The organism is Pantoea wallisii (assembly GCF_002095485.1).
Classification (GTDB): Bacteria; Pseudomonadota; Gammaproteobacteria; order Enterobacterales; family Enterobacteriaceae; genus Pantoea; species Pantoea wallisii.
Genome location: NZ_MLFS01000016.1, coordinates 25684 through 44750 on the forward strand (window position 1 = coordinate 25684; position 19067 = coordinate 44750).

Here is a 19067-nt window from a genome sequence, read left to right on the forward strand (position 1 = left end):
GTCAGTTTGGCTGGCGCGCACCTCACGAGAGGTGCAAACGGGAAAATCAGGTAACAGAGACAGATGAATACACAACAATTGGCAAAACTGCGTTCTATTGTGCCCGAGATGCGACGCGTCCGGCACATCCACTTTGTCGGCATCGGTGGTGCTGGCATGGGCGGTATTGCCGAGGTGTTGGCGAACGAAGGTTATCACATCAGCGGTTCAGATCTGGCGCCTAACGCGGTGACTCAGCATCTGGCTTCGCTGGGCGCTACGATCTATTTCAACCATCGCCCTGAAAATGTCACGGACGCCAGCGTGGTGGTGGTCTCCACCGCTGTGGCCCAGGACAATCCGGAGCTGGTGGCGGCACGCGAGCAGCGTATCCCGGTCATTCGCCGGGCAGAGATGCTGGCTGAGCTGATGCGTTTTCGTCATGGCATCGCCGTTGCCGGTACGCATGGCAAAACCACGACCACAGCGATGGTAACCAGTATTTATGCGGAGGGCGGGCTTGATCCTACCTTCGTTAACGGTGGTCTGGTCAAAGCGGCAGGCACGCACGCGCGCCTTGGCTCCAGCCGTTATCTGATCGCCGAGGCTGATGAGAGCGATGCATCTTTCCTGCATCTGCAGCCGATGGTGGCGATTGTGACTAACATTGAAGCCGACCACATGGACACCTATCAGGGCGACTTTGAAAACCTGAAGCAGACGTTCATTAACTTTCTGCACAACCTGCCGTTCTACGGCCGCGCGGTACTGTGCGTTGATGATGTGGTGATCCGCGATCTGATCCCGCGCGTCGGACGCCAGATCACTACCTATGGTTTTAGCGAAGACGCGGATGTGCGGGTAGAGAACTACGAGCAGCGCGGTGCACAGGGCCACTTCACCCTGATTCGTCACGATAAGCCGGTGCTGCAGGTGACCCTGAATGCACCGGGCCGTCACAATGCACTGAATGCCGCAGCAGCGGTCGCCGTGGCCAGCGAAGAGGGGATTGACGATAACGCTATCCTGGCGGCGCTGGAGAGCTTCCAGGGCACCGGTCGTCGCTTCGATGTACTGGGCGATTTCGATACTGCGGCGGTGAACGGAAACCCCGGCAGCGCCATGCTGGTTGACGATTACGGACACCATCCGACCGAAGTGGATGTAACCATTAAAGCGGCACGCGCTGGCTGGCCAGAGAAGAAGCTGGTGATGGTATTCCAGCCACATCGCTATACGCGCACCCGCGATCTGTTTGATGACTTCGCCAATGTGCTGTCGCAGGTAGATGTTCTGCTGATGCTGGAAGTGTATCCGGCGGGCGAAGCGCCAATCCCGGGAGCCGACAGTCGCTCGCTGTGTCGGGCGATTCGCAGCCGTGGCAAGGTCGATCCTATCCTGGTGGCTGAACACGACGCGCTGCCGGATGCGCTGGCGCCGCTGCTGTCCGGCGACGATCTGGTGATTGTGCAGGGCGCCGGCAATATCGGCAAAATTGCGCGCAGGCTGGCAGAGACCGAACTGCAGCCTGCGGCTAAACCGGAGGTGCGCCATGGCTGAGAAAGTCGCCGTACTGATGGGCGGTACCTCTGCTGAACGCGAGGTGTCGCTGATGTCCGGCAGCGCTGTTTTAGCCGGACTGCGTGAGATGGGCATTGATGCGCACGGTGTCGATACCCGTGACGTGTCGGTTCTGGACCTGAAAGCGCTGGGCTTTGCGAAAGCGTTTATCGCGCTGCACGGCCGCGGCGGCGAAGATGGCACGCTGCAGGCGGTGCTGGAGTTTATTAACCTGCCCTATACTGGCAGCGGTGTCATGGCGTCGGCTATCACTATGGATAAGCTGCGCAGCAAGCTGCTGTGGCAGGGCAGGGGATTACCGGTCGGCAACTTTGTCTGGCTTACGCGCAGGCAGTATGCGCAGGGGCTGGATGCGGCGCAGCACGCCGCAATTGCTGCGCTGGGCCTGCCGCTGTTCGTCAAGCCGAGCTGTGAAGGTTCAAGCGTCGGCATCAGCCGCGTTAACAGTGCGGACGCGCTGCCCGCTGCCCTTGATGAAGCCTTCCGGCACGATGATGATGTGCTGATTGAAGCGTTTCTCAGTGGTGAAGAGTACACGGTAGGCATCGTGGGCGATGAAATTCTGCCTTCAATCAGAATTAAAACCGCCAGCGAGTTCTATGACTATGAAGCAAAATATATTTCTGACGATACTCAATACTTCTGTCCTGCGGGGTTGAGTGACGATCGGGAAGCTGCGCTGCAAACGCTGGTGCTGGAAGCCTGGCGGGCGTTAGGCTGTAGCGGCTGGGGGCGCGTGGATGTGATGGCGGATGGCGAAGGCAATTTCCAGCTGCTGGAGGTGAATACGTCGCCCGGTATGACCAGTCACAGCCTGGTGCCGATGGCCGCGAAACAGGCGGGCTACAGCTTCCCGCAGCTGGTGGCGCGTATTCTGGAGCTGGCTGACTGATATGTCTCAGGCGGCGCTGCGCGTAAGAAAAAATGAGCCTCAGGAGCGTGCGCGCTCCGGGCGAAGCAATGGAGCACGACTGTTCGGCATCGTGTTCCTGCTGTTGGTGGTGGGCGTCATGGCCGCCGGTGGGTTGGTGGTACTGAAGTGGATGAACGACGCTTCCCGCCTGCCGCTGTCGAAGCTGGTGGTCACGGGCCAAACGCACTACACCACGCACGATGACATTCGCCAGTCGATTTTATCGCTCGGCGCGCCGGGGACATTCATGTCGCAAAACGTGGATATCATCCAGCAGCAGATTGAGCGTTTACCCTGGATTAAACAGGTCAGTGTGCGGAAACAGTGGCCTGATGAGCTGAAGATTAACCTGGTGGAGTTTGTTCCGGTGGCGCGCTGGAATGACTCGCACATGGTAGATGCCGATGGCGTCTCCTTCAGCGTCCCGGCCAGTCACGTTGGTAAAGAGACATTGCCAATGCTGTACGGCCCGGAAGGCAGTGAAAAAGAGGTGCTGGCGGGCTATCACACCATGAGTGAGGTATTGCGGGCCAGCAAGTTTACCCTGAAGGTCGCGTCAATGACGGCGCGGCGCTCGTGGCAGCTGGTCACCAGCGACGATGTGCGCATTGAGCTGGGGCGCAGCGAGACCATGAAGCGTCTGAACCGCTTTATTGAGCTCTATCCGGAGCTTCAGCAGCAGGGCCAGAGTCAGAATCAGCGCATCGCCTACGTGGATCTGCGCTACGACTCCGGCGCTGCAGTCGGCTGGGCACCGCTACCGATTGAGCCACAAAACAGTAATCAGCAACAGAACCAGGCACAGGCTAAACCACAATGATCAAGGCAACGGACAGAAAACTGGTAGTAGGACTTGAAATTGGCACCGCGAAGGTCGCCGCCCTGGTTGGAGAAATTCTGCCCGATGGTATGGTCAACATTATTGGGGTCGGTAGCTGCCCATCACGTGGGATGGATAAAGGCGGCGTAAACGATCTGGAGTCGGTCGTGAAGTGCGTGCAGCGCGCTATCGATCAGGCGGAGTTGATGGCAGATTGCCAGATTTCGTCGGTGTACCTTGCTTTATCGGGCAAACATATCAGTTGTCAGAACGAAATCGGGATGGTTCCGATTTCCGAAGAGGAAGTCACTCAGGATGATGTGGAGAATGTCGTGCATACGGCGAAGTCGGTCCGCGTGCGTGACGAACACCGTATCCTGCATGTGATCCCTCAGGAATATGCCATTGATTATCAGGAAGGCATTAAAAATCCGGTCGGCCTTTCCGGCGTGCGTATGCAGGCCAAAGTGCATCTGATCACCTGTCACAACGATATGGCGAAAAATATTGTTAAAGCCGTTGAACGTTGTGGCCTGAAAGTTGACCAACTGATTTTTGCCGGACTGGCGTCCAGTTTTTCTGTTCTGACTGAAGATGAACGTGAGCTGGGTGTCTGTGTTGTTGATATCGGTGGCGGTACAATGGATATCGCGGTCTATACTGGCGGCGCGCTGCGTCACACAAAAGTGATCCCGTATGCGGGTAATGTGGTCACCAGCGATATCGCCTACGCCTTTGGCACACCGCCAACCGACGCCGAGGCAATTAAAGTGCGTCACGGTTGTGCGCTGGGCTCAATTGTGGGCAAAGATGAGAATGTGGAAGTGCCGAGCGTGGGTGGACGTCCACCGCGCAGTCTGCAGCGTCAGACGCTGGCAGAGGTGATTGAGCCGCGCTATACCGAACTGCTGAATCTGGTCAATGACGAGATTCTGCAACTGCAGGAGCAGCTGCGCCAGCAGGGCGTTAAGCACCATCTGGCGGCAGGCATTGTGCTGACCGGTGGCGCAGCACAGATTGAAGGCCTGGCGGCCTGCGCCCAACGCGTGTTCCACACGCAGGTGCGTATTGGTCAGCCATTGAATATCACCGGCCTGACCGATTATGCACAGGAGCCATACTACTCAACGGCGGTTGGCCTGCTGCACTACGGTAAAGAGTCACACATGAACGGTGATGCAGAGACGGAAAAACGTGTTTCAGTGGGCAACTGGTTTAAACGTATCAATAGCTGGCTGAAGAAAGAGTTTTAATTTTTGAAAAAAGGAGATCATGCAGGCAATGTTTATGATCTCCAGGCGACAGGCACATAACGGAGAGAAATCATGTTTGAACCTATGGAATTAACCAATGACGCGGTGATTAAAGTCATCGGCGTCGGCGGTGGCGGTGGCAACGCCGTAGAGCACATGGTACGCGAGCGTATCGAAGGTGTGGAATTCTTCGCTGTAAACACGGACGCGCAGGCGTTACGTAAAACGGCGGTCGGCCAGACGATTCAGATCGGGACCAACATCACTAAAGGTCTTGGCGCGGGTGCAAACCCGGAAGTCGGTCGTACCTCAGCGGAAGAAGATCGCGAAGCACTGCGTTCTGCGCTGGATGGGGCAGACATGGTGTTTATCGCTGCGGGTATGGGCGGTGGCACCGGCACGGGAGCTGCGCCGGTGGTGGCTGAAGTAGCTAAAGATCTGGGCATTCTGACCGTTGCGGTGGTCACTAAGCCGTTCAATTTTGAAGGCAAAAAGCGTATGGCTTTTGCTGAACAGGGTATCGCAGAGCTCTCTAAGCATGTCGATTCACTGATCACCATTCCAAACGACAAGCTGCTGAAAGTGCTGGGTCGTGGCATCTCACTGCTGGATGCTTTCGGCGCGGCTAACGACGTACTGAAAGGCGCAGTACAGGGTATCGCTGAGCTGATCACCCGCCCTGGCCTGATGAACGTGGACTTCGCGGACGTACGTACCGTGATGTCAGAGATGGGTTACGCCATGATGGGCTCTGGCGTGGCATGCGGTGAAGACCGTGCTGAAGAAGCGGCTGAAATGGCGATCTCCAGCCCGCTGCTGGAAGATATCGACCTGTCCGGCGCGCGCGGCGTGCTGGTCAACATCACGGCGGGCTTCGACCTGCGCCTGGATGAGTTTGAAACCGTGGGTAATACTATCCGCGCCTTCGCCTCTGACAACGCAACCGTGGTTATCGGTACGTCACTTGACCCTGAAATGAATGACGAACTGCGCGTTACCGTCGTTGCAACCGGTATCGGTATGGATAAGCGCCCGGAAATCACGCTGGTGACCAACAAGCCGGCTTCGCAGCCAGTGATGGATCATCGTTATCAGCAGCACGGTATGGCGCCGCTGCCGCAGGAGCAGAAGCCTGCAGCTAAAGTGGTGAATGACCAGCCAGCCGCGTCCGGCAAAGAGCCTGATTATCTGGATATTCCGGCCTTCCTGCGTAAGCAGGCGGATTAAGATTATCCTGAGAATTGGGAATCTCCGCTCTTTGTGCTAAAGTATTCGCCCGCCGGTAATTTATACTGGCGGTCGGATGGGTAATATTGCGAGATAATGCGATGATCAAACAAAGGACATTAAAACGTATCGTTCAGGCGACTGGCGTCGGTTTGCATACCGGCAAGAAAGTCACACTGACGTTACGCCCTGCGTCGGCTAATACCGGGGTCATCTATCGTCGCACTGACTTGAATCCACCGGTTGATTTCCCGGCTGATGCAAAATATGTGCGCGACACCATGCTGAGTACTTGCCTGGTGAATGATGAAGGCGTGCGTATTTCGACGGTTGAACACCTGAACGCTGCATTGGCTGGACTGGGTATCGACAACATTATTGTTGAAGTCGATGCGCCAGAAATTCCGATTATGGATGGCAGTGCCGCACCTTTTGTTTATTTGCTGATGGATGCAGGCGTCGAAGAGCTGAACAGCGCGAAGAAATTCGTGCGTGTGAAGCAGGCGGTGCGTGTTGAAGATGGTGATAAGTGGGCCGAGATTAAACCGTATAATGGTTTCTCGCTCGATTTCACTATCGATTTCAAACATCCGGCAATTGACTCAAGCTCGCAGCGTTACCAGCTCAACTTCTCGGCTGAATCGTTTGTTCGCCAGATCAGCCGTGCGCGCACTTTTGGCTTTATGCGTGAAATCGAATATCTGCAGTCTAAAGGCCTGTGCCTGGGCGGTAGTTTAGATTGTGCGATTGGCTTGATGATTTCCGCGTACTAAACGAAGACGGTCTGCGCTTTGAGGACGAGTTCGTTCGTCACAAAATGCTGGACGCGATTGGTGACCTGTTTATGTGTGGCCACAACGTGATTGGCGCATTCTCTGCGTTTAAATCCGGTCATGCGCTGAACAACAAGTTGCTGCAAGCGGTACTGGCAAAACAGGAAGCCTGGGAATGGGCGACCTCGAAGACGAGGCTGAACTGCCGCTGGCCTTCAAAGCACCAAATTTAGTGCTGGCATAAACCAGCATCTAAACGGCGGGTTCTCCTGACACTCTCTCCGGTCAGGAAGCCCGCCGTTTTTTATTGCCCGCTCCGCCTCCTGTAAGACCGCTCTCAATTTTCTGCTGTTGTGGTGAAACCCTGCGCAAAAAGCGTGAAATCCGCCGTAAGCCCTTTAATCGCTGGTGTCGAAGCCACACATAAGTGCTATTATCTGGCGCTCATATTAGCCGGCTGGCGTAATGCGCTGCCGCAGCTGTATAACTTCTTTGATGAAATTGTGGACGGATTGTGATCGGGATTTTCTCACGCTGGCGACAATTAGGCAGACGCTATTTCTGGCCTCATCTCCTGTTGGGGATGGTAGCGGCCAGTCTCGGTTTGCCTGCCTGTGCGCAAAGCGCAGAGTCATCAGCGGCCAGTGATTCCCCCGTCAGCAGCCTGTTTGTGGGCAACGTTGTTCATTTTGATCACCTGATTCGCCTGCAGGAGAGTGCCCGCCGGCCCAATTTCAGTGTCGATTACTGGCATCAGCATGCGATCCGCACAGTTATCCGCCATCTCTCCTTTAGCATGGCTCCCTCTGCGGAAGCGGAAGCTGAACATGTGCTGCCCTTTGTGGCGCAAAAACTGGCGCTGATTGACTCCTTACAGGCACTGCTGACCTCGCCTGCCCAGCCGCTGGCCATGGCCGAGCCGCACCGCAATCTGCGTCATAATGAACTCGCTATCCATACCTCTGCAGACTGGCAGGCCGCTATCCACGGCATTCGTGCCGGACCTTTCATTGCTTAACCGCTAACTTTTTTCCTATCCTGTTTTGATTTTGCAGCCCGTATACCACGGCTGAATTGAGAAAAATTTAATATGTTAATCAAATTGTTAACGAAAGTTTTTGGTAGCAGCAATGATCGTACTCTGCGTCGCATGCGCAAAGTGGTTGATGTCATTAACAAAATGGAACCGGCATTCGTCGAGCTTTCTGATGATGCGCTTAAAGCAAAAACCGATGAATTTCGTGAGCGCCTGAAAAAAGGCGAAACGCTGGAAAGCCTGATCCCGGAAGCTTTTGCTACCGTACGTGAAGCCAGTAAGCGCGTATTCGGTATGCGTCACTTCGATGTGCAGCTGATTGGCGGTATGGTGCTGAATGAGCGCTGCATCGCGGAGATGCGTACGGGTGAAGGTAAAACCCTGACCGCAACCCTGCCTGCTTACCTTAACGCGCTGAGCGGCAAAGGCGTGCACGTTGTCACCGTCAACGACTACCTGGCGCAGCGTGATGCCGAAAATAACCGTGCGCTGTTTGAATTCCTGGGGCTGACCATCGGTATCAACCTGCCGGGCATGCCAGCCGTGGCTAAGCGTGCAGCTTATGCTGCCGACATCACTTACGGTACCAATAACGAGTACGGTTTCGACTACCTGCGTGACAACATGGCCTTCAGCCCGGAAGAGCGTGTACAGCGCAAACTGCACTATGCGCTGGTGGATGAGGTGGACTCCATCTTAATCGATGAAGCGCGTACGCCGCTGATTATCTCCGGCCCGGCTGAAGACAGCTCAGAACTCTATACCAAAGTTAATAAAATCATCCCGCATCTGATTCGTCAGGAGAAGGAGGATAACGATAACTTCCAGGGTGAAGGCGATTTCTGGATTGATGAAAAAGCGCGTCAGGCGCACATGACCGAGCGTGGTCTGGTCAAGGTAGAAGAGTTACTGGTAAGCCAGGGCATTATGGAAGAGGGCGAGTCGCTGTACTCACCCACGAATATTATGCTGATGCACCACGTTACGGCCGCGCTGCGTGCGCATGCGCTGTTCACGCGCGACGTGGATTACATCGTCAAAGATGGCGAAGTGATCATCGTTGATGAGCACACCGGTCGTACCATGCAGGGGCGTCGCTGGTCAGATGGTTTGCATCAGGCGGTTGAAGCCAAAGAGGGCGTGGAGATCCAGAACGAGAACCAGACGCTGGCCTCCATTACCTTCCAGAACTACTTCCGTATCTACGAAAAGCTGGCGGGTATGACGGGTACCGCCGATACCGAAGCGTTTGAGTTCAGCTCTATCTATAAGCTCGACACCATTGTGGTTCCAACGAACCGCCCGATGGTGCGTAAAGATATGGCCGATCTGGTCTACATGACCGAGAAAGAGAAGATCGACGCCATCATTGAGGATATCCGCGCATGTACCGCTAATGGTCAGCCGGTTCTGGTCGGTACGATCTCGATCGAAAAATCGGAAGTGGTCTCGAACGAACTGACGCGCGCCGGTATTAAACACAGCGTTCTGAACGCCAAGTTCCACGCCAGCGAAGCGGATATCGTGGCACAGGCGGGTCAGCCGGCGGCGGTGACGATTGCCACCAACATGGCCGGTCGTGGTACCGATATCGTGCTGGGCGGCAGCTGGCAGGCCGAAGTGGCCGCGCTTGAGGAGCCAACCGAAGAACAGATTCAGGCAATAAAAGAGGCCTGGAAAGTGCGTCACGATGCGGTACTGGCGGCGGGCGGTTTACATATTATCGGTACTGAACGTCACGAATCACGCCGTATCGACAACCAGCTGCGCGGTCGTGCGGGTCGTCAGGGTGATGCCGGTTCATCCCGTTTCTATCTCTCAATGGAAGATGCGCTGATGCGTATCTTTGCCTCCGATCGCGTTTCGAACATGATGCGTAAGCTGGGTATGAAGCCGGGTGAAGCCATTGAGCACCCGTGGGTAACCAAAGCCATTGCCAATGCGCAACGCAAAGTGGAAAGCCGCAACTTTGATATTCGTAAGCAGCTGCTGGAGTATGATGACGTTGCTAACGATCAGCGTCGCGCCATCTACAGCCAGCGTAATGAGCTGCTGGATGTGGCCGATGTGTCAGACACCATCAACAGCATTCGCGAAGATGTGTTCAAAGCCACCATCGATACTTACATCCCGCCTCAGTCACTTGAGGAGATGTGGGACGTGTCCGGGCTGGAAGAGCGCCTGCGCAACGATTTCGATCTCGATCTGCCAATTGCCGAGTGGCTGGATAAAGAGCCGGATCTGCATGAAGAGACGCTGCGTGAACGTATCATGACCCGCGCCAGCGAGAGTTACGCGGCGAAAGAAGAGGTGGTTGGCGCTGAGATGATGCGCAACTTCGAGAAGGGCGTCATGCTGCAAACGCTGGATTCGCTGTGGAAAGAGCACCTGGCGGCGATGGACTATCTGCGTCAGGGGATTCATCTGCGTGGCTATGCGCAGAAAGATCCTAAGCAGGAGTATAAGCGTGAATCGTTCGCCATGTTTGCGGCAATGCTGGAATCACTCAAATATGAGGTGATCAGCACCCTGAGCAAGGTGCAGGTGCGTATGCCGGAAGAGGTTGAGGCGATGGAACAGCAGCGCCGCGAAGAGGCGGAGCGCCTGGCACAGCAGCAGCAGCTGAGCCATGTGGACGATGAAACCGCCGCCGCTGAAGCGCTGGCTGCACAGGGCGGTGAGCGAAAAGTAGGGCGTAACGATCCTTGCCCGTGCGGTTCCGGGAAGAAATATAAACAGTGTCACGGCCGTCTGGCCTGATAATGTGAAAGGAGCCTACGGGCTCCTTTTTCTTTTGGCGCTTAGCGCGTCATCGCCATCAGCTTCTCTTCATTCAGTCGCACACCGTGATACGGCAGGGTGACGATCAGCCTTCCGGTAAACCGTGACGTTTAAGCAGCGCCCGGCTCTGAAACAGCAGCTGGTGGTAGTTGTTGTCGCTTATACCCGGATAGCTCTCTTTCCAGACGGTGGCGATGATCTGCCGCTTGGAGGTAATGCGCAGCAGCAGGCAGGAAAAAAAACGTTTCTGCGCTTCATTGAGCATGATGGTTCTATTTTCCGGCCACCATGTCAGGGTGTTCCGCGCACTGTCCAGCGTCAGGATGTCATGAAAGACCAGATGGCGTAATGCGTTGATGTGTTTCTGTGCGTCCTGCGCCAGAAAGGTTGTTGCTTTAAGTTCCATAGGGAGTAGGGCCCGGCTGTGTAAAGTGGCTGCGAGTATTCCCAACATCCCTCAGTGCGATCATTACGACCTGTCTCAATCATGGTGCCTGCAGCGGCGTGAAAGGAGAACGGGAGGCGGTTAACATTGGCCCGTCTCTGCTTTACACTCAGCGCTCATTTATTAAAAGCGGAATCCAGCTAATGAAACACCTGCAGGTTGCAGTCGGCATCATTCGCAATGCCAGCCACCAGATCTTTCTTGCCCGGCGTGCGGCCAGCTCCCATATGGCGAACAAATGGGAGTTCCCGGGCGGAAAAATTGAAGCGAGTGAGACTGCGGAACAGGCGCTTAAGCGCGAGCTCATGGAAGAGACGGGGATTGAGGTAACGGCAGCCACCGCCATCGGGCAGGCTGAGCACAGCTATGATGACCTGCGCGTCACGCTGCATTTCTTCCTCGTCGAAAGCTGGAAGGGTGAACCCTATGGGCGTGAGGGCCAGCCGCAGCGCTGGGTTGAACAGCGCGATCTGGTCGCCGATGAGTTTCCACCGGCAAACCATCAGCTGATTGCCCGCTTAGTAGCCGGCGAGATTTAACGTAAAGGGGCTGCCTGCCCCTTCACGGTCAGCGTTGCTCTTCGCTCCAGTCATCGCTGTCTGTCAGATCGCCTTCGCTCGGAATACGTTTCTCTTCGGCTGCCCATTCGCCAAGATCGATCAGCTGGCAGCGCTTACTGCAAAATGGCCGCCACGGGCTAAGCTCATCCCACATCACATCTTTACCGCAGTTAGGGCAAGGTACGGTAATCATCTCTTCGGGCATAACATCCTCTAACAACAGGCTAATTCAAAATTCAGTCGGGCTGGCACTTCACCACGTTCGCTATCAAGCGGCAGGAAGCGGATGGCGTAACGGCTCTTATGGCCGGATATCTGCGGATAAAGCGCATCCTCCAGCGTCAGTTGCAGACGCAGCAGGTCAGAACCCTCCGCATTATCCTGGTAAAATCCGTTCAGGCTGGTTTGATGGCGAAATACGCCGGACTGGCGGATTAAATCCAGAATCATCGTCAGGCTGTTACGCAGCGGCAGAAGTGATGCCAGCCAGCCATCAACCTGTGCATCGCGTAGTGCTTGTTCCTGATGCAGCCAGATATGCAGGCCGGGTAGGTCAAAGCTGCAGCAGCCACCCGGAATACTCAGGCGCTGACGCACCAGCGCAATCAGGCGATCTTCACGCAGTAGCTGACCCATGCGTGGCGCGCTCATTAGTTCGCTGGATTGCTGTTTCAATTGATCGCGCAGATGACTGACGGTGTGTTCATCCACACCCGGGACATCCAGCCAGGCGCGCAATTTTTGCTGCTGCCGCTCCAGCTCTTTCAGCAGCTCGGTGCGCATATCGCCACGTTCAAAGATATCCAAAAGATCGCTGATGATGCGAAAAACACCGAGTGCAGAAACAGAATCCATCACCGGCACGGTGTCCTGCAGTTGGTTCAGTAAAAACTCAACGCGCAGCCAGGTGCGCATTTTCTCATTCAGTGGGTGTTCAAACAGAACGACTGTACTCATGATATTAATCCCGTCCGGTTGCTGCCAGGCGTAAATAGCGCTGGTGAAGTTCAGCAACGCGCGGTAGTGCCTGTTCCGGCGTGCCGCTATTATCAATGATGTCGTCCGCGCAGGCTAAGCGCTGCTGGCGGCTGGCCTGCGCGGCGAGAATATTTTTAGCCTGAGTGAGAGATATGCCGTCGCGCTGTTGGGTTCGCTGGAGCTGGATGCCTTCATCAACATCAACCACCAGCACCCGGTCAGCCTGATGCTGCAAACCATTTTCTACCAGCAGTGGCACCACCCATAACACGTAAGGCGATGTTGCCAGCGCTTTCAGCTGCTGGGTACGGGCATTAATTAAAGGATGCAGTAACTGATTCAGCCAGTTTTTCTCTTTGGGCTGCCGAAAAATTATCTCACGCAGCCGGGCGCGATACAGCGTACCCTCTGCTGTCAGAATTGATTCGCCATGACGCCTGACAATCGCCTGTAACGCGGGGGAACCGGGTTCAACCACTTCGCGCGCAATCACATCGGCATCAATAATCTCTACACCCAACGCGGCGAATGCGTTAGCAATAGTCGTTTTACCACTGCCAATGCCACCGGTAAGTGCAACAGTAAAAGGCATCGCGTTCTCTCAATGTTGATGTCACCAGGCAACCATCCGCTACTGCAAGATGAGAGCACGATCACAATCGCTTTTCTCAGCTAAATTTAAGGGATTGTAGCTTAAATAAAGTAAAATTCGCAGTCTTGTCGCGGAACGAATGGCGCGTATGATAACGACACTGGAGCCGTGAGCGCTACCCGAACTGCGGTTCGTCGTCACTAACCAGGACACTCAGCTATGCGTATTGAAGAAGATGTAAAACTCGGCTTTAAAGATGTTTTGATCCGCCCTAAACGTTCCACGCTGAAAAGCCGTTCCGAGGTTGAACTGGAGCGCACCTTCACCTTCAAACATTCAGGCCTCAACTGGTCCGGCGTACCGATCATTGCTGCGAATATGGACACCGTTGGCACCTTTACCATGGCCGAAGCGCTGGCGAGCTTTAACGTACTGACGGCGGTACATAAGCACTACAGTGTTGACGCCTGGCAGGCGTTTATCCAGCGTGTACCGGCGACGGTACTGAACCACGTCATGGTCTCCTCCGGTACGTCAGAGGGGGATTTTACTAAGCTGAGCGCGATTCTGGCGTTATCGCCGCAACTCAACTTTATCTGTATTGACGTGGCGAACGGCTATTCCGAGCACTTTGTCGCCTTCCTGCAGCGCGTGCGTGAAACTTTCCCCGGCAAGACCATCTGTGCCGGTAACGTCGTCACCGGTGAGATGGTGGAGGAGCTTATCCTCTCCGGCGCCGACATTGTAAAAGTAGGTATCGGTCCAGGTTCAGTGTGCACAACGCGGGTCAAAACCGGCGTTGGCTATCCGCAGCTATCGGCGGTCATTGAGTGTGCCGACGCGGCCCACGGCCTGGGCGGCCAGATTGTCAGTGATGGCGGCTGTGCGGTACCAGGGGATATAGCAAAAGCTTTTGGTGGCGGAGCGGATTTTGTCATGCTGGGCGGTATGCTGGCAGCGCATGATGAGTGCGAAGGCACCCTTGTTGAGGAGCAGGGCGAGCAGTTTATGCTGTTTTACGGCATGAGCTCTGAATCCGCTATGAAGCGCCACGTAGGTGGCGTAGCGCAGTACCGTGCAGCAGAAGGCAAAACGGTGCGCCTGCCACTGCGCGGGCCGGTTGAGGAGACCATGAAGGACATCCTCGGCGGTCTGCGTTCGGCCTGTACCTATGTAGGGGCGGAGCGCCTGAAAGAGCTGACCAAGCGCACCACCTTTATCCGCGTGGCTGAGCAGGAAAACCGCGTGTTTAACCGCTAATCCGGGAATCGAAACGGGTGCGCTTGCGCGCCCGTTAGCGTATTGCATCCCCCAGCCCGAATACCGGCAGGTACATGGCAATCACCAGCGCACCCACTATGCCGCCAATCACCACCATCATTAATGGCTCAAGCGAGGCAGCCAGCGCATCGGCGCGGGCCAGCGTCTGTGTCTCATGCCACTCGGCTAATCTCGCCAGCATCACATCCAGCGCACCGGCCTCCTCCCCGACGCGCACCAGCTGCATGCACAACGGTGTAAACAACAGGGAGCGTTCAAGCGCCTGATGCAGTGGCGCACCGGCCGCAATGTGCTGCTGTAAATGCGCGATAGCATCGCGCCAGAGCGGCGAAGCCAGCGTTACCTCAACAGCCTGCAGGCTGTGCAGTAACGTCAGGCCAGCCTGCTGGGTCAGTTGCAGGATGGCATAAATCTGGCTGAGCTGGCCGCCACGCCATAGCGGTGACAATAGCGGTAGTCGCAGAAAGGCCCGCTGTGCATGCATTTGCCATTGAGGGGAGCGTCGGTAAAGCTGGCGTAATACCATCCACAGCACTGTTCCGATCAGCGTGAGCGGTAGCGCTGCCTGTTGTAATCGTTCAGATAGCGCGATCACGCCAGCGGTAAAGGCGGGCAGCGGCGCATCAAAGCTGGCATAGACCGCGACAAACTCTGGCAGCACAAAGAGCAGCATACCGGCGCTGACCGCCAAGGCTACCAGCAGAATGAACAGCGGATAGCGCAGCGCTTTAACCACCTTCTGGCGCAGATACTGCTGCTTACGTTGCTGTTCAGCCAGCTGACGGCAGCACTCATCCAGCTGTCCCGTCAGCTCGCCCACCTGCATCAGGGCGGGAAACAGCGGGGGAAAGATCTGCGGCCACTCCCGTAGCGCCTGAGAAAAGGGCTCGCCAGCCATCACGCGCTGCTGCAAACCGTGCAGCAGCACGCGCCATCCGGCATGAGGGTGGCCCTCCGCCAGCAGGGATAGACTCTCGGCCAGCGGCAGTCCTGCCCTGAGCAGCGTAGCCAACTGACGCACCAGATCGATCTTCTGCTGCCACTTCCAGTCACGCACGCGCCAGCACTTACCGCGTTGCCAGCTCACCGGTAACATGCCGCGATCGGAGAGCTGATGCAGCAGGGCCGTCTGGCTGCTTATCAGTGATTCGCCCTCCTGCAGCAGACCCATGGTGTCCAGCGCCTGCCAGCGGAACTGATACAGGTTAGCCATCGCCCAGCCCTATTACGCGCTGCATCTCTTCGAAGGAGGTGTCGCCACGGCTCACCGCTTCCAGCCCGGCAGAGAGCAGCGTTTTCATTCCCTGCTCGCTGGCCAGCGCCAGCACATGCTCCAGCGGCATATCCGCAGATATCGCGTTTTGCAGCTTGCTGGTCATCGGCAATATTTCAAACAGCGCCAGGCGTCCATAGTAGCCAGAGAAACAGTGATCGCAGCCCGGCGCGCGCCATGTTTGCAGCGTACCCGGCCAGAGTTCTGGCGGCAGGTGGGCGATGGCCTGCGCCGGCTGGCGACAGTGCACACATAACCGCCGGACCAGCCGCTGCGCCACCACCAGCTGCAGCGCCGGGCCGAGTAAATAGCCCGGAATATCCATCTGCCTGAGCCGCGTCAGGGTTTCGGCGGTGGAGTTGGTGTGCAGCGTAGAGAGCACCAGATGGCCGGTTTGGGCGGCTTTTACCGCGATGCTGGCCGTTTCCGCGTCACGAATTTCACCGACCATGATCACATCCGGATCCTGGCGCAGCAGGGCACGCAGTACGCGGTTGAAATCCAGCCCACTGCGCGGCTGAATCTGCGTTTGGTTGATGCCATCCAGCGGAATTTCCACCGGGTCCTCCACGCTACAGACATTTTTTTCCGGCACATTAAGCGCGCTCAGGCCGCTGTAAAGCGTAAACGTTTTACCGCTGCCGGTCGGTCCGGTCACCAGAATCAGACCCTGCGGTTTAACTAAAGCCTGTTTCAGCAGACGCAGCTGCGCCACGGGCATGCCGAGCTTATCCAGCGTGATGGCGTTGCTTTGGCTCTGCAGCAGGCGCACCACCGCTTTTTCACCCCGGCTGACAGGCAAGGTAGACAAGCGAAAGGCCGCCGGTTTCTCATCAATTTCCAGCGTGAACTGCCCATCCTGCGGCAGCCGGCGCTCCGCAATGTCCAGCCCACCGAGAATTTTCAGGCGCGCCAGCACGGCTGCGGGCTGCGCTTCCGGCGGCTGTGGCAGTTTGTGCAGGACGCCATCAATGCGTAGCCGTACACGCAGGCCGTTACGCTGCGGTTCAAAATGCACATCCGAGGCGCGCCGCTGAAGCGCCTGACGCAGAATCTGGTCGACGGCGTTGATGGCCGATGCTGCATTGGCCTGTTCAGGTGGCGCCGGGATATTTCCCGGCTGATGCAGTAGCTGCTCCAGCCGCGCAGCCGGCCAGCACTCCACCTCGACCGTGCACTGGCTGGCAAACTGCAGCGCCTCCAGCAGCAGTGGATCGGGCGTTTCCGCCACGGCCACGCGCAGTTGCGTGGCGTCATGCTGCAGAATCACCGCCTGGTAGCGAGCGCACAGCGCCTGTAGTGAGCTATCCGGCTTATCCATTGCTGCCATCCTTGTCTGCAAAGCGGAACTGCTCAAGACAGCTATCACGCAGCGCAGCACTGTTGCTGGTGCAGCTGCGCTGCCAGCTCAGCGCCCCTTCGGCCGCGTTCCACACCGGCAGCATCTCTACCGTCAGCCCGGCAAGGCTCTCCTGTCCGGTCAGGGTGATAGCGCCATTCACTACGCTGAGGGTGGCGACATAGCGTGAACCTTTGGCGGCAGGGATACCGCGCTCACCGGCCTGACACTGAGCCGGTCCGCCGCGCTCAATCGCGCAGAGCTCTACCGCTGTTTTATACGGCACCATGGTTTGCAACATGTCGGTGAGCGCAGCGCGCTGCAGGTAGTTTTGGTAAGCGGGCAGGCCAATAGCACTGAGAATGGCGACGATACCGATAACAATCATCAGTTCAATCAGGGTGAAACCACGTTGTCTGTCCATCGTTAAGCTCCTTGTCATGGAGCTGCTACGGTAGAAAAGCGCGGTGAAAAGCGGAAGGGAGTCAGTAATGATGCTGGAAATGTCGCGCAAACAATCTTCAGGTTTGCAGTCAGGGAGACAATAGGATGGAAGCCAGCGCGCAGATCCGCCGCCGCACAGGCGGCGGTTGCGTTCGTCAGATATCGCGAAAACGCATCGACAGATCCAGCGCACGTACATGTTTGGTCAGGGCACCCACCGAAACAAAATCGACGCCGGTTTGGGCAATGTGCGGTAGCGTCGTTTCAGTGACATTGCCGGATACTTCCAGCAGCGCACGCTTCCCGGTGCGTTCTACCGCCTCATGCATCATGGCGAAACTGAAGTTATCCAGCATGATGATATCGGCACCGGCATCCAGCGCCAGCTGCAGCTCATCCAGCGTCTCAACCTCCACCTCTACCGGGACATCAGGGTGCAGCCCCAGCGCTTTTTCCACCGCATTTCTGACGGAGCCGCTGGCGATGATGTGGTTTTCTTTGATCAGGAAGGCATCAGAAAGACCGAGACGATGATTACTGCCGCCGCCGCACAGCACTGCATATTTCAGTGCAGTACGCAGGCCAGGCAACGTTTTACGCGTGTCCAGCAGCTGAGTTTGACTACCCGCCAGCAGCGCAACGTAGCGGCTGACCTCTGTGGCCACGCCGGAGAGCGTCTGGACAAAGTTAAGCGCAGTACGCTCCGCCGTAAGCAGCAGGCGCGCCGGGCCCTGCAGCTCAAACAGCAGCTGATCGGGCTGGATCGGTTGCCCATCTTCTACATGCCATTTAATCGTCACGCGATTGCCCAGTTGCATGAGACTTCTTCTACCCAGCGTTTACCACAGAAAACACCGGCTTCCCGGGTGATGATGCGCGCTTCAGCCTGTTGATTGGCAGGCAGCAGCAGGGCAGTGATGTCATGATCGGCATCTGCTGTTCCGCCTAAATCCTCCCGAAGCGCGCGGGCCACGGCTTCCGGAATATCTTGCTCAATACGCTTAATCAACGCCTGACGACGCTGCTCGGGATCGTAACGACGCGATGCCATGACTTGCCACTCCATGAGACGTTTGCAGTGCGCCCACCTTAGCCTGATTCCACAGACGTTGCCAGCGATCGGCGTAAAAATGTTTAGTATACTTAACAAGGCTGGTGTGCCGCATTTAGTCGCAAGCAGCACACCAGAATCATGATATTCTCAGCCAGATTTCGTTCAGGAAGAGATGTATGAAACTGGAACAGGGCTGGATCAGCAGCGCGCGCAAAGTGCCGTCGCCGCACTTTAACCAGCGGCCGGAAAATGAAGTACCTTCGCTACTGATTATTCACAATATCAGCCTGCCGCCCGGCGAGTTTGGCGGACCGTGGATCGATCGCCTGTTCACCGGCACCTTACCGGCTGATGCGCATCCTTACTTTGCTGAAATCGCTCATCTGCGCGTGGCGGCACACTGCCTGATCCGGCGCGATGGTGAACTGGTGCAATATGTCTCTTTCGAACAGCGTGCCTGGCATGCCGGCGTTTCGCAGTTCGACGGGCGGGACAACTGCAACGATTTTTCCATCGGCATTGAGCTGGAGGGCACCGACACGCTGCCCTATACCGATGCGCAATATGCCACTTTGCAGCAGGTTAGCACGTTGCTTTTGCAACACTATCCGTTGACGCCGGAGCGCATCACGGGCCACAGCGATATCGCGCCGGAGCGAAAAACCGATCCGGGCCCGGCATTCGACTGGGTGCGCTATAAACATGCTATTAAGCAGGAGAAACCCTGACACCGCAGGA

Annotated in this window: 17 protein-coding genes and 2 pseudogenes; 11 read left to right on the forward strand and 8 right to left on the reverse strand. The window is 56.5% G+C overall.

The features are described from left to right. The first annotated feature begins 63 nt into the window (after nucleotides 1-63). From murC to secA, 8 genes and pseudogenes are all read left to right on the forward strand, one after another. Nucleotides 64-1539 (forward strand): UDP-N-acetylmuramate--L-alanine ligase, encoded by a 1476-nt coding sequence (gene murC / locus HA48_RS07955; protein WP_128600537.1) that lies wholly within the window; start codon nucleotides 64-66, stop codon nucleotides 1537-1539. Beyond that, complete coding sequence (locus HA48_RS07960) at nucleotides 1532-2452, forward strand: D-alanine--D-alanine ligase (RefSeq protein WP_128600538.1); 921 nt, start codon at nucleotides 1532-1534, stop codon at nucleotides 2450-2452. Before murC ends, HA48_RS07960 begins: the two co-directional genes overlap by 8 nt. 1 nt (nucleotide 2453) lies before the next feature. Next, nucleotides 2454-3293, forward strand: coding sequence for a cell division protein FtsQ (ftsQ, locus tag HA48_RS07965; protein WP_128600539.1), 840 nt, complete (start codon nucleotides 2454-2456; stop codon nucleotides 3291-3293). Next, a complete protein-coding gene (gene ftsA, locus HA48_RS07970) occupies nucleotides 3290-4546 on the forward strand; it encodes a cell division protein FtsA (RefSeq protein ID WP_128600540.1) in 1257 nt (418 codons plus the stop codon). Before ftsQ ends, ftsA begins: the two co-directional genes overlap by 4 nt. Before the next feature lie 72 nt (nucleotides 4547-4618). Further along, nucleotides 4619-5773 (forward strand): cell division protein FtsZ, encoded by a 1155-nt coding sequence (ftsZ, locus tag HA48_RS07975; protein WP_128600541.1) that lies wholly within the window; start codon nucleotides 4619-4621, stop codon nucleotides 5771-5773. 101 nt (nucleotides 5774-5874) lie between these two features. After that, a pseudogene (gene lpxC / locus HA48_RS07980) lies at nucleotides 5875-6790 on the forward strand (UDP-3-O-acyl-N-acetylglucosamine deacetylase). A 270-nt stretch (nucleotides 6791-7060) separates the two neighbouring features. Continuing rightward, complete coding sequence (gene secM, locus HA48_RS07985) at nucleotides 7061-7564, forward strand: secA translation cis-regulator SecM (protein ID WP_128600542.1); 504 nt, start codon at nucleotides 7061-7063, stop codon at nucleotides 7562-7564. 72 nt (nucleotides 7565-7636) lie between these two features. Beyond that, a complete protein-coding gene (gene secA, locus HA48_RS07990; RefSeq protein WP_128600543.1) occupies nucleotides 7637-10342 on the forward strand; it encodes a preprotein translocase subunit SecA in 2706 nt (901 codons plus the stop codon). Nucleotides 10343-10448: 106 nt separating this feature from the next. Here secA and HA48_RS07995 read toward each other — a convergent pair whose 3' ends face one another. Next, the gene (locus HA48_RS07995) at nucleotides 10449-10769 is read right to left on the reverse strand and encodes a response regulator (RefSeq protein ID WP_244182816.1); all 321 of its coding nucleotides are present in this window, start codon (nucleotides 10767-10769) and stop codon (nucleotides 10449-10451) included. Between the two features lie 182 nt (nucleotides 10770-10951). Here HA48_RS07995 and mutT point away from each other — a divergent pair, with 182 nt between their 5' ends. Next, entirely contained in the window at nucleotides 10952-11347 is a 396-nt protein-coding gene (gene mutT / locus HA48_RS08000; RefSeq protein WP_128600544.1) for an 8-oxo-dGTP diphosphatase MutT, read from the forward strand. Nucleotides 11348-11375: 28 nt separating this feature from the next. Here the strand turns inward: mutT and yacG are convergent, their stop codons facing one another. From yacG to coaE, 3 genes are read right to left on the reverse strand one after another with little or no spacing between them, the layout of a single operon-like run. Further along, nucleotides 11376-11573, reverse strand: coding sequence for a DNA gyrase inhibitor YacG (gene yacG / locus HA48_RS08005; protein WP_128600545.1), 198 nt, complete (start codon nucleotides 11571-11573; stop codon nucleotides 11376-11378). 8 nt (nucleotides 11574-11581) lie between these two features. Then, nucleotides 11582-12325 carry a cell division protein ZapD gene (gene zapD, locus HA48_RS08010; RefSeq protein WP_128600546.1) on the reverse strand — a complete coding sequence of 248 codons (744 nt, stop codon included), beginning with the start codon at nucleotides 12323-12325 and terminating at the stop codon, nucleotides 11582-11584. 4 nt (nucleotides 12326-12329) lie between these two features. Next, nucleotides 12330-12938 (reverse strand): dephospho-CoA kinase, encoded by a 609-nt coding sequence (gene coaE / locus HA48_RS08015; RefSeq protein ID WP_128600547.1) that lies wholly within the window; start codon nucleotides 12936-12938, stop codon nucleotides 12330-12332. 219 nt (nucleotides 12939-13157) lie between these two features. Between coaE and HA48_RS08020 the strand changes: the two genes are divergently transcribed. Then, nucleotides 13158-14198 carry a GMP reductase gene (locus HA48_RS08020; RefSeq protein ID WP_128600548.1) on the forward strand — a complete coding sequence of 347 codons (1041 nt, stop codon included), beginning with the start codon at nucleotides 13158-13160 and terminating at the stop codon, nucleotides 14196-14198. Nucleotides 14199-14232: 34 nt separating this feature from the next. Here HA48_RS08020 and hofC read toward each other — a convergent pair whose 3' ends face one another. The 4 genes and pseudogenes from hofC to nadC form a co-directional block, all read right to left on the reverse strand. Beyond that, complete coding sequence (gene hofC / locus HA48_RS08025) at nucleotides 14233-15432, reverse strand: protein transport protein HofC (RefSeq protein ID WP_128600549.1); 1200 nt, start codon at nucleotides 15430-15432, stop codon at nucleotides 14233-14235. Continuing rightward, nucleotides 15425-16813, reverse strand: a complete 1389-nt coding sequence (gene gspE / locus HA48_RS08030) for a type II secretion system protein GspE (RefSeq protein WP_128600550.1) — start codon at nucleotides 16811-16813, stop codon at nucleotides 15425-15427. The genes hofC and gspE overlap by 8 nt, the downstream gene beginning before the upstream one ends. Beyond that, the gene (ppdD, locus tag HA48_RS08035; protein ID WP_128600551.1) at nucleotides 16806-17255 is read right to left on the reverse strand and encodes a prepilin peptidase-dependent pilin; all 450 of its coding nucleotides are present in this window, start codon (nucleotides 17253-17255) and stop codon (nucleotides 16806-16808) included. Before ppdD ends, gspE begins: the two co-directional genes overlap by 8 nt. 175 nt (nucleotides 17256-17430) lie before the next feature. Next, nucleotides 17431-18326 (reverse strand): annotated as a pseudogene (nadC, locus tag HA48_RS08040) (carboxylating nicotinate-nucleotide diphosphorylase). 179 nt (nucleotides 18327-18505) lie between these two features. On the opposite strand from nadC, the gene ampD reads away from it, so the two are divergent. Then, entirely contained in the window at nucleotides 18506-19057 is a 552-nt protein-coding gene (gene ampD, locus HA48_RS08045; protein WP_128600552.1) for a 1,6-anhydro-N-acetylmuramyl-L-alanine amidase AmpD, read from the forward strand. Nucleotides 19058-19067: the final 10 nt, after the last annotated feature.

What these genes read in the sequence shown, in the direction of transcription:
- murC (WP_128600537.1), top strand. Translation starts at nt 64, where the DNA reads ATGAATACACAACAATTGGCAAAACTGCGTTCTATTGTGCCCGAGATG.
- ftsQ (WP_128600539.1), top strand. Translation starts at nt 2,454, where the DNA reads ATGTCTCAGGCGGCGCTGCGCGTAAGAAAAAATGAGCCTCAGGAGCGT.
- HA48_RS08020 (WP_128600548.1), top strand. Translation starts at nt 13,158, where the DNA reads ATGCGTATTGAAGAAGATGTAAAACTCGGCTTTAAAGATGTTTTGATC.
- gspE (WP_128600550.1), bottom strand. Translation starts at nt 16,813, where the DNA reads ATGGATAAGCCGGATAGCTCACTACAGGCGCTGTGCGCTCGCTACCAG.
- secA (WP_128600543.1), top strand. Translation starts at nt 7,637, where the DNA reads ATGTTAATCAAATTGTTAACGAAAGTTTTTGGTAGCAGCAATGATCGT.
- hofC (WP_128600549.1), bottom strand. Translation starts at nt 15,432, where the DNA reads ATGGCTAACCTGTATCAGTTCCGCTGGCAGGCGCTGGACACCATGGGT.
- HA48_RS07995 (WP_244182816.1), bottom strand. Translation starts at nt 10,769, where the DNA reads ATGGAACTTAAAGCAACAACCTTTCTGGCGCAGGACGCACAGAAACAC.
- mutT (WP_128600544.1), top strand. Translation starts at nt 10,952, where the DNA reads ATGAAACACCTGCAGGTTGCAGTCGGCATCATTCGCAATGCCAGCCAC.
- HA48_RS07960 (WP_128600538.1), top strand. Translation starts at nt 1,532, where the DNA reads ATGGCTGAGAAAGTCGCCGTACTGATGGGCGGTACCTCTGCTGAACGC.
- ampD (WP_128600552.1), top strand. Translation starts at nt 18,506, where the DNA reads ATGAAACTGGAACAGGGCTGGATCAGCAGCGCGCGCAAAGTGCCGTCG.
- coaE (WP_128600547.1), bottom strand. Translation starts at nt 12,938, where the DNA reads ATGCCTTTTACTGTTGCACTTACCGGTGGCATTGGCAGTGGTAAAACG.
- ftsA (WP_128600540.1), top strand. Translation starts at nt 3,290, where the DNA reads ATGATCAAGGCAACGGACAGAAAACTGGTAGTAGGACTTGAAATTGGC.
- yacG (WP_128600545.1), bottom strand. Translation starts at nt 11,573, where the DNA reads ATGCCCGAAGAGATGATTACCGTACCTTGCCCTAACTGCGGTAAAGAT.
- ftsZ (WP_128600541.1), top strand. Translation starts at nt 4,619, where the DNA reads ATGTTTGAACCTATGGAATTAACCAATGACGCGGTGATTAAAGTCATC.
- ppdD (WP_128600551.1), bottom strand. Translation starts at nt 17,255, where the DNA reads ATGGACAGACAACGTGGTTTCACCCTGATTGAACTGATGATTGTTATC.
- zapD (WP_128600546.1), bottom strand. Translation starts at nt 12,325, where the DNA reads ATGAGTACAGTCGTTCTGTTTGAACACCCACTGAATGAGAAAATGCGC.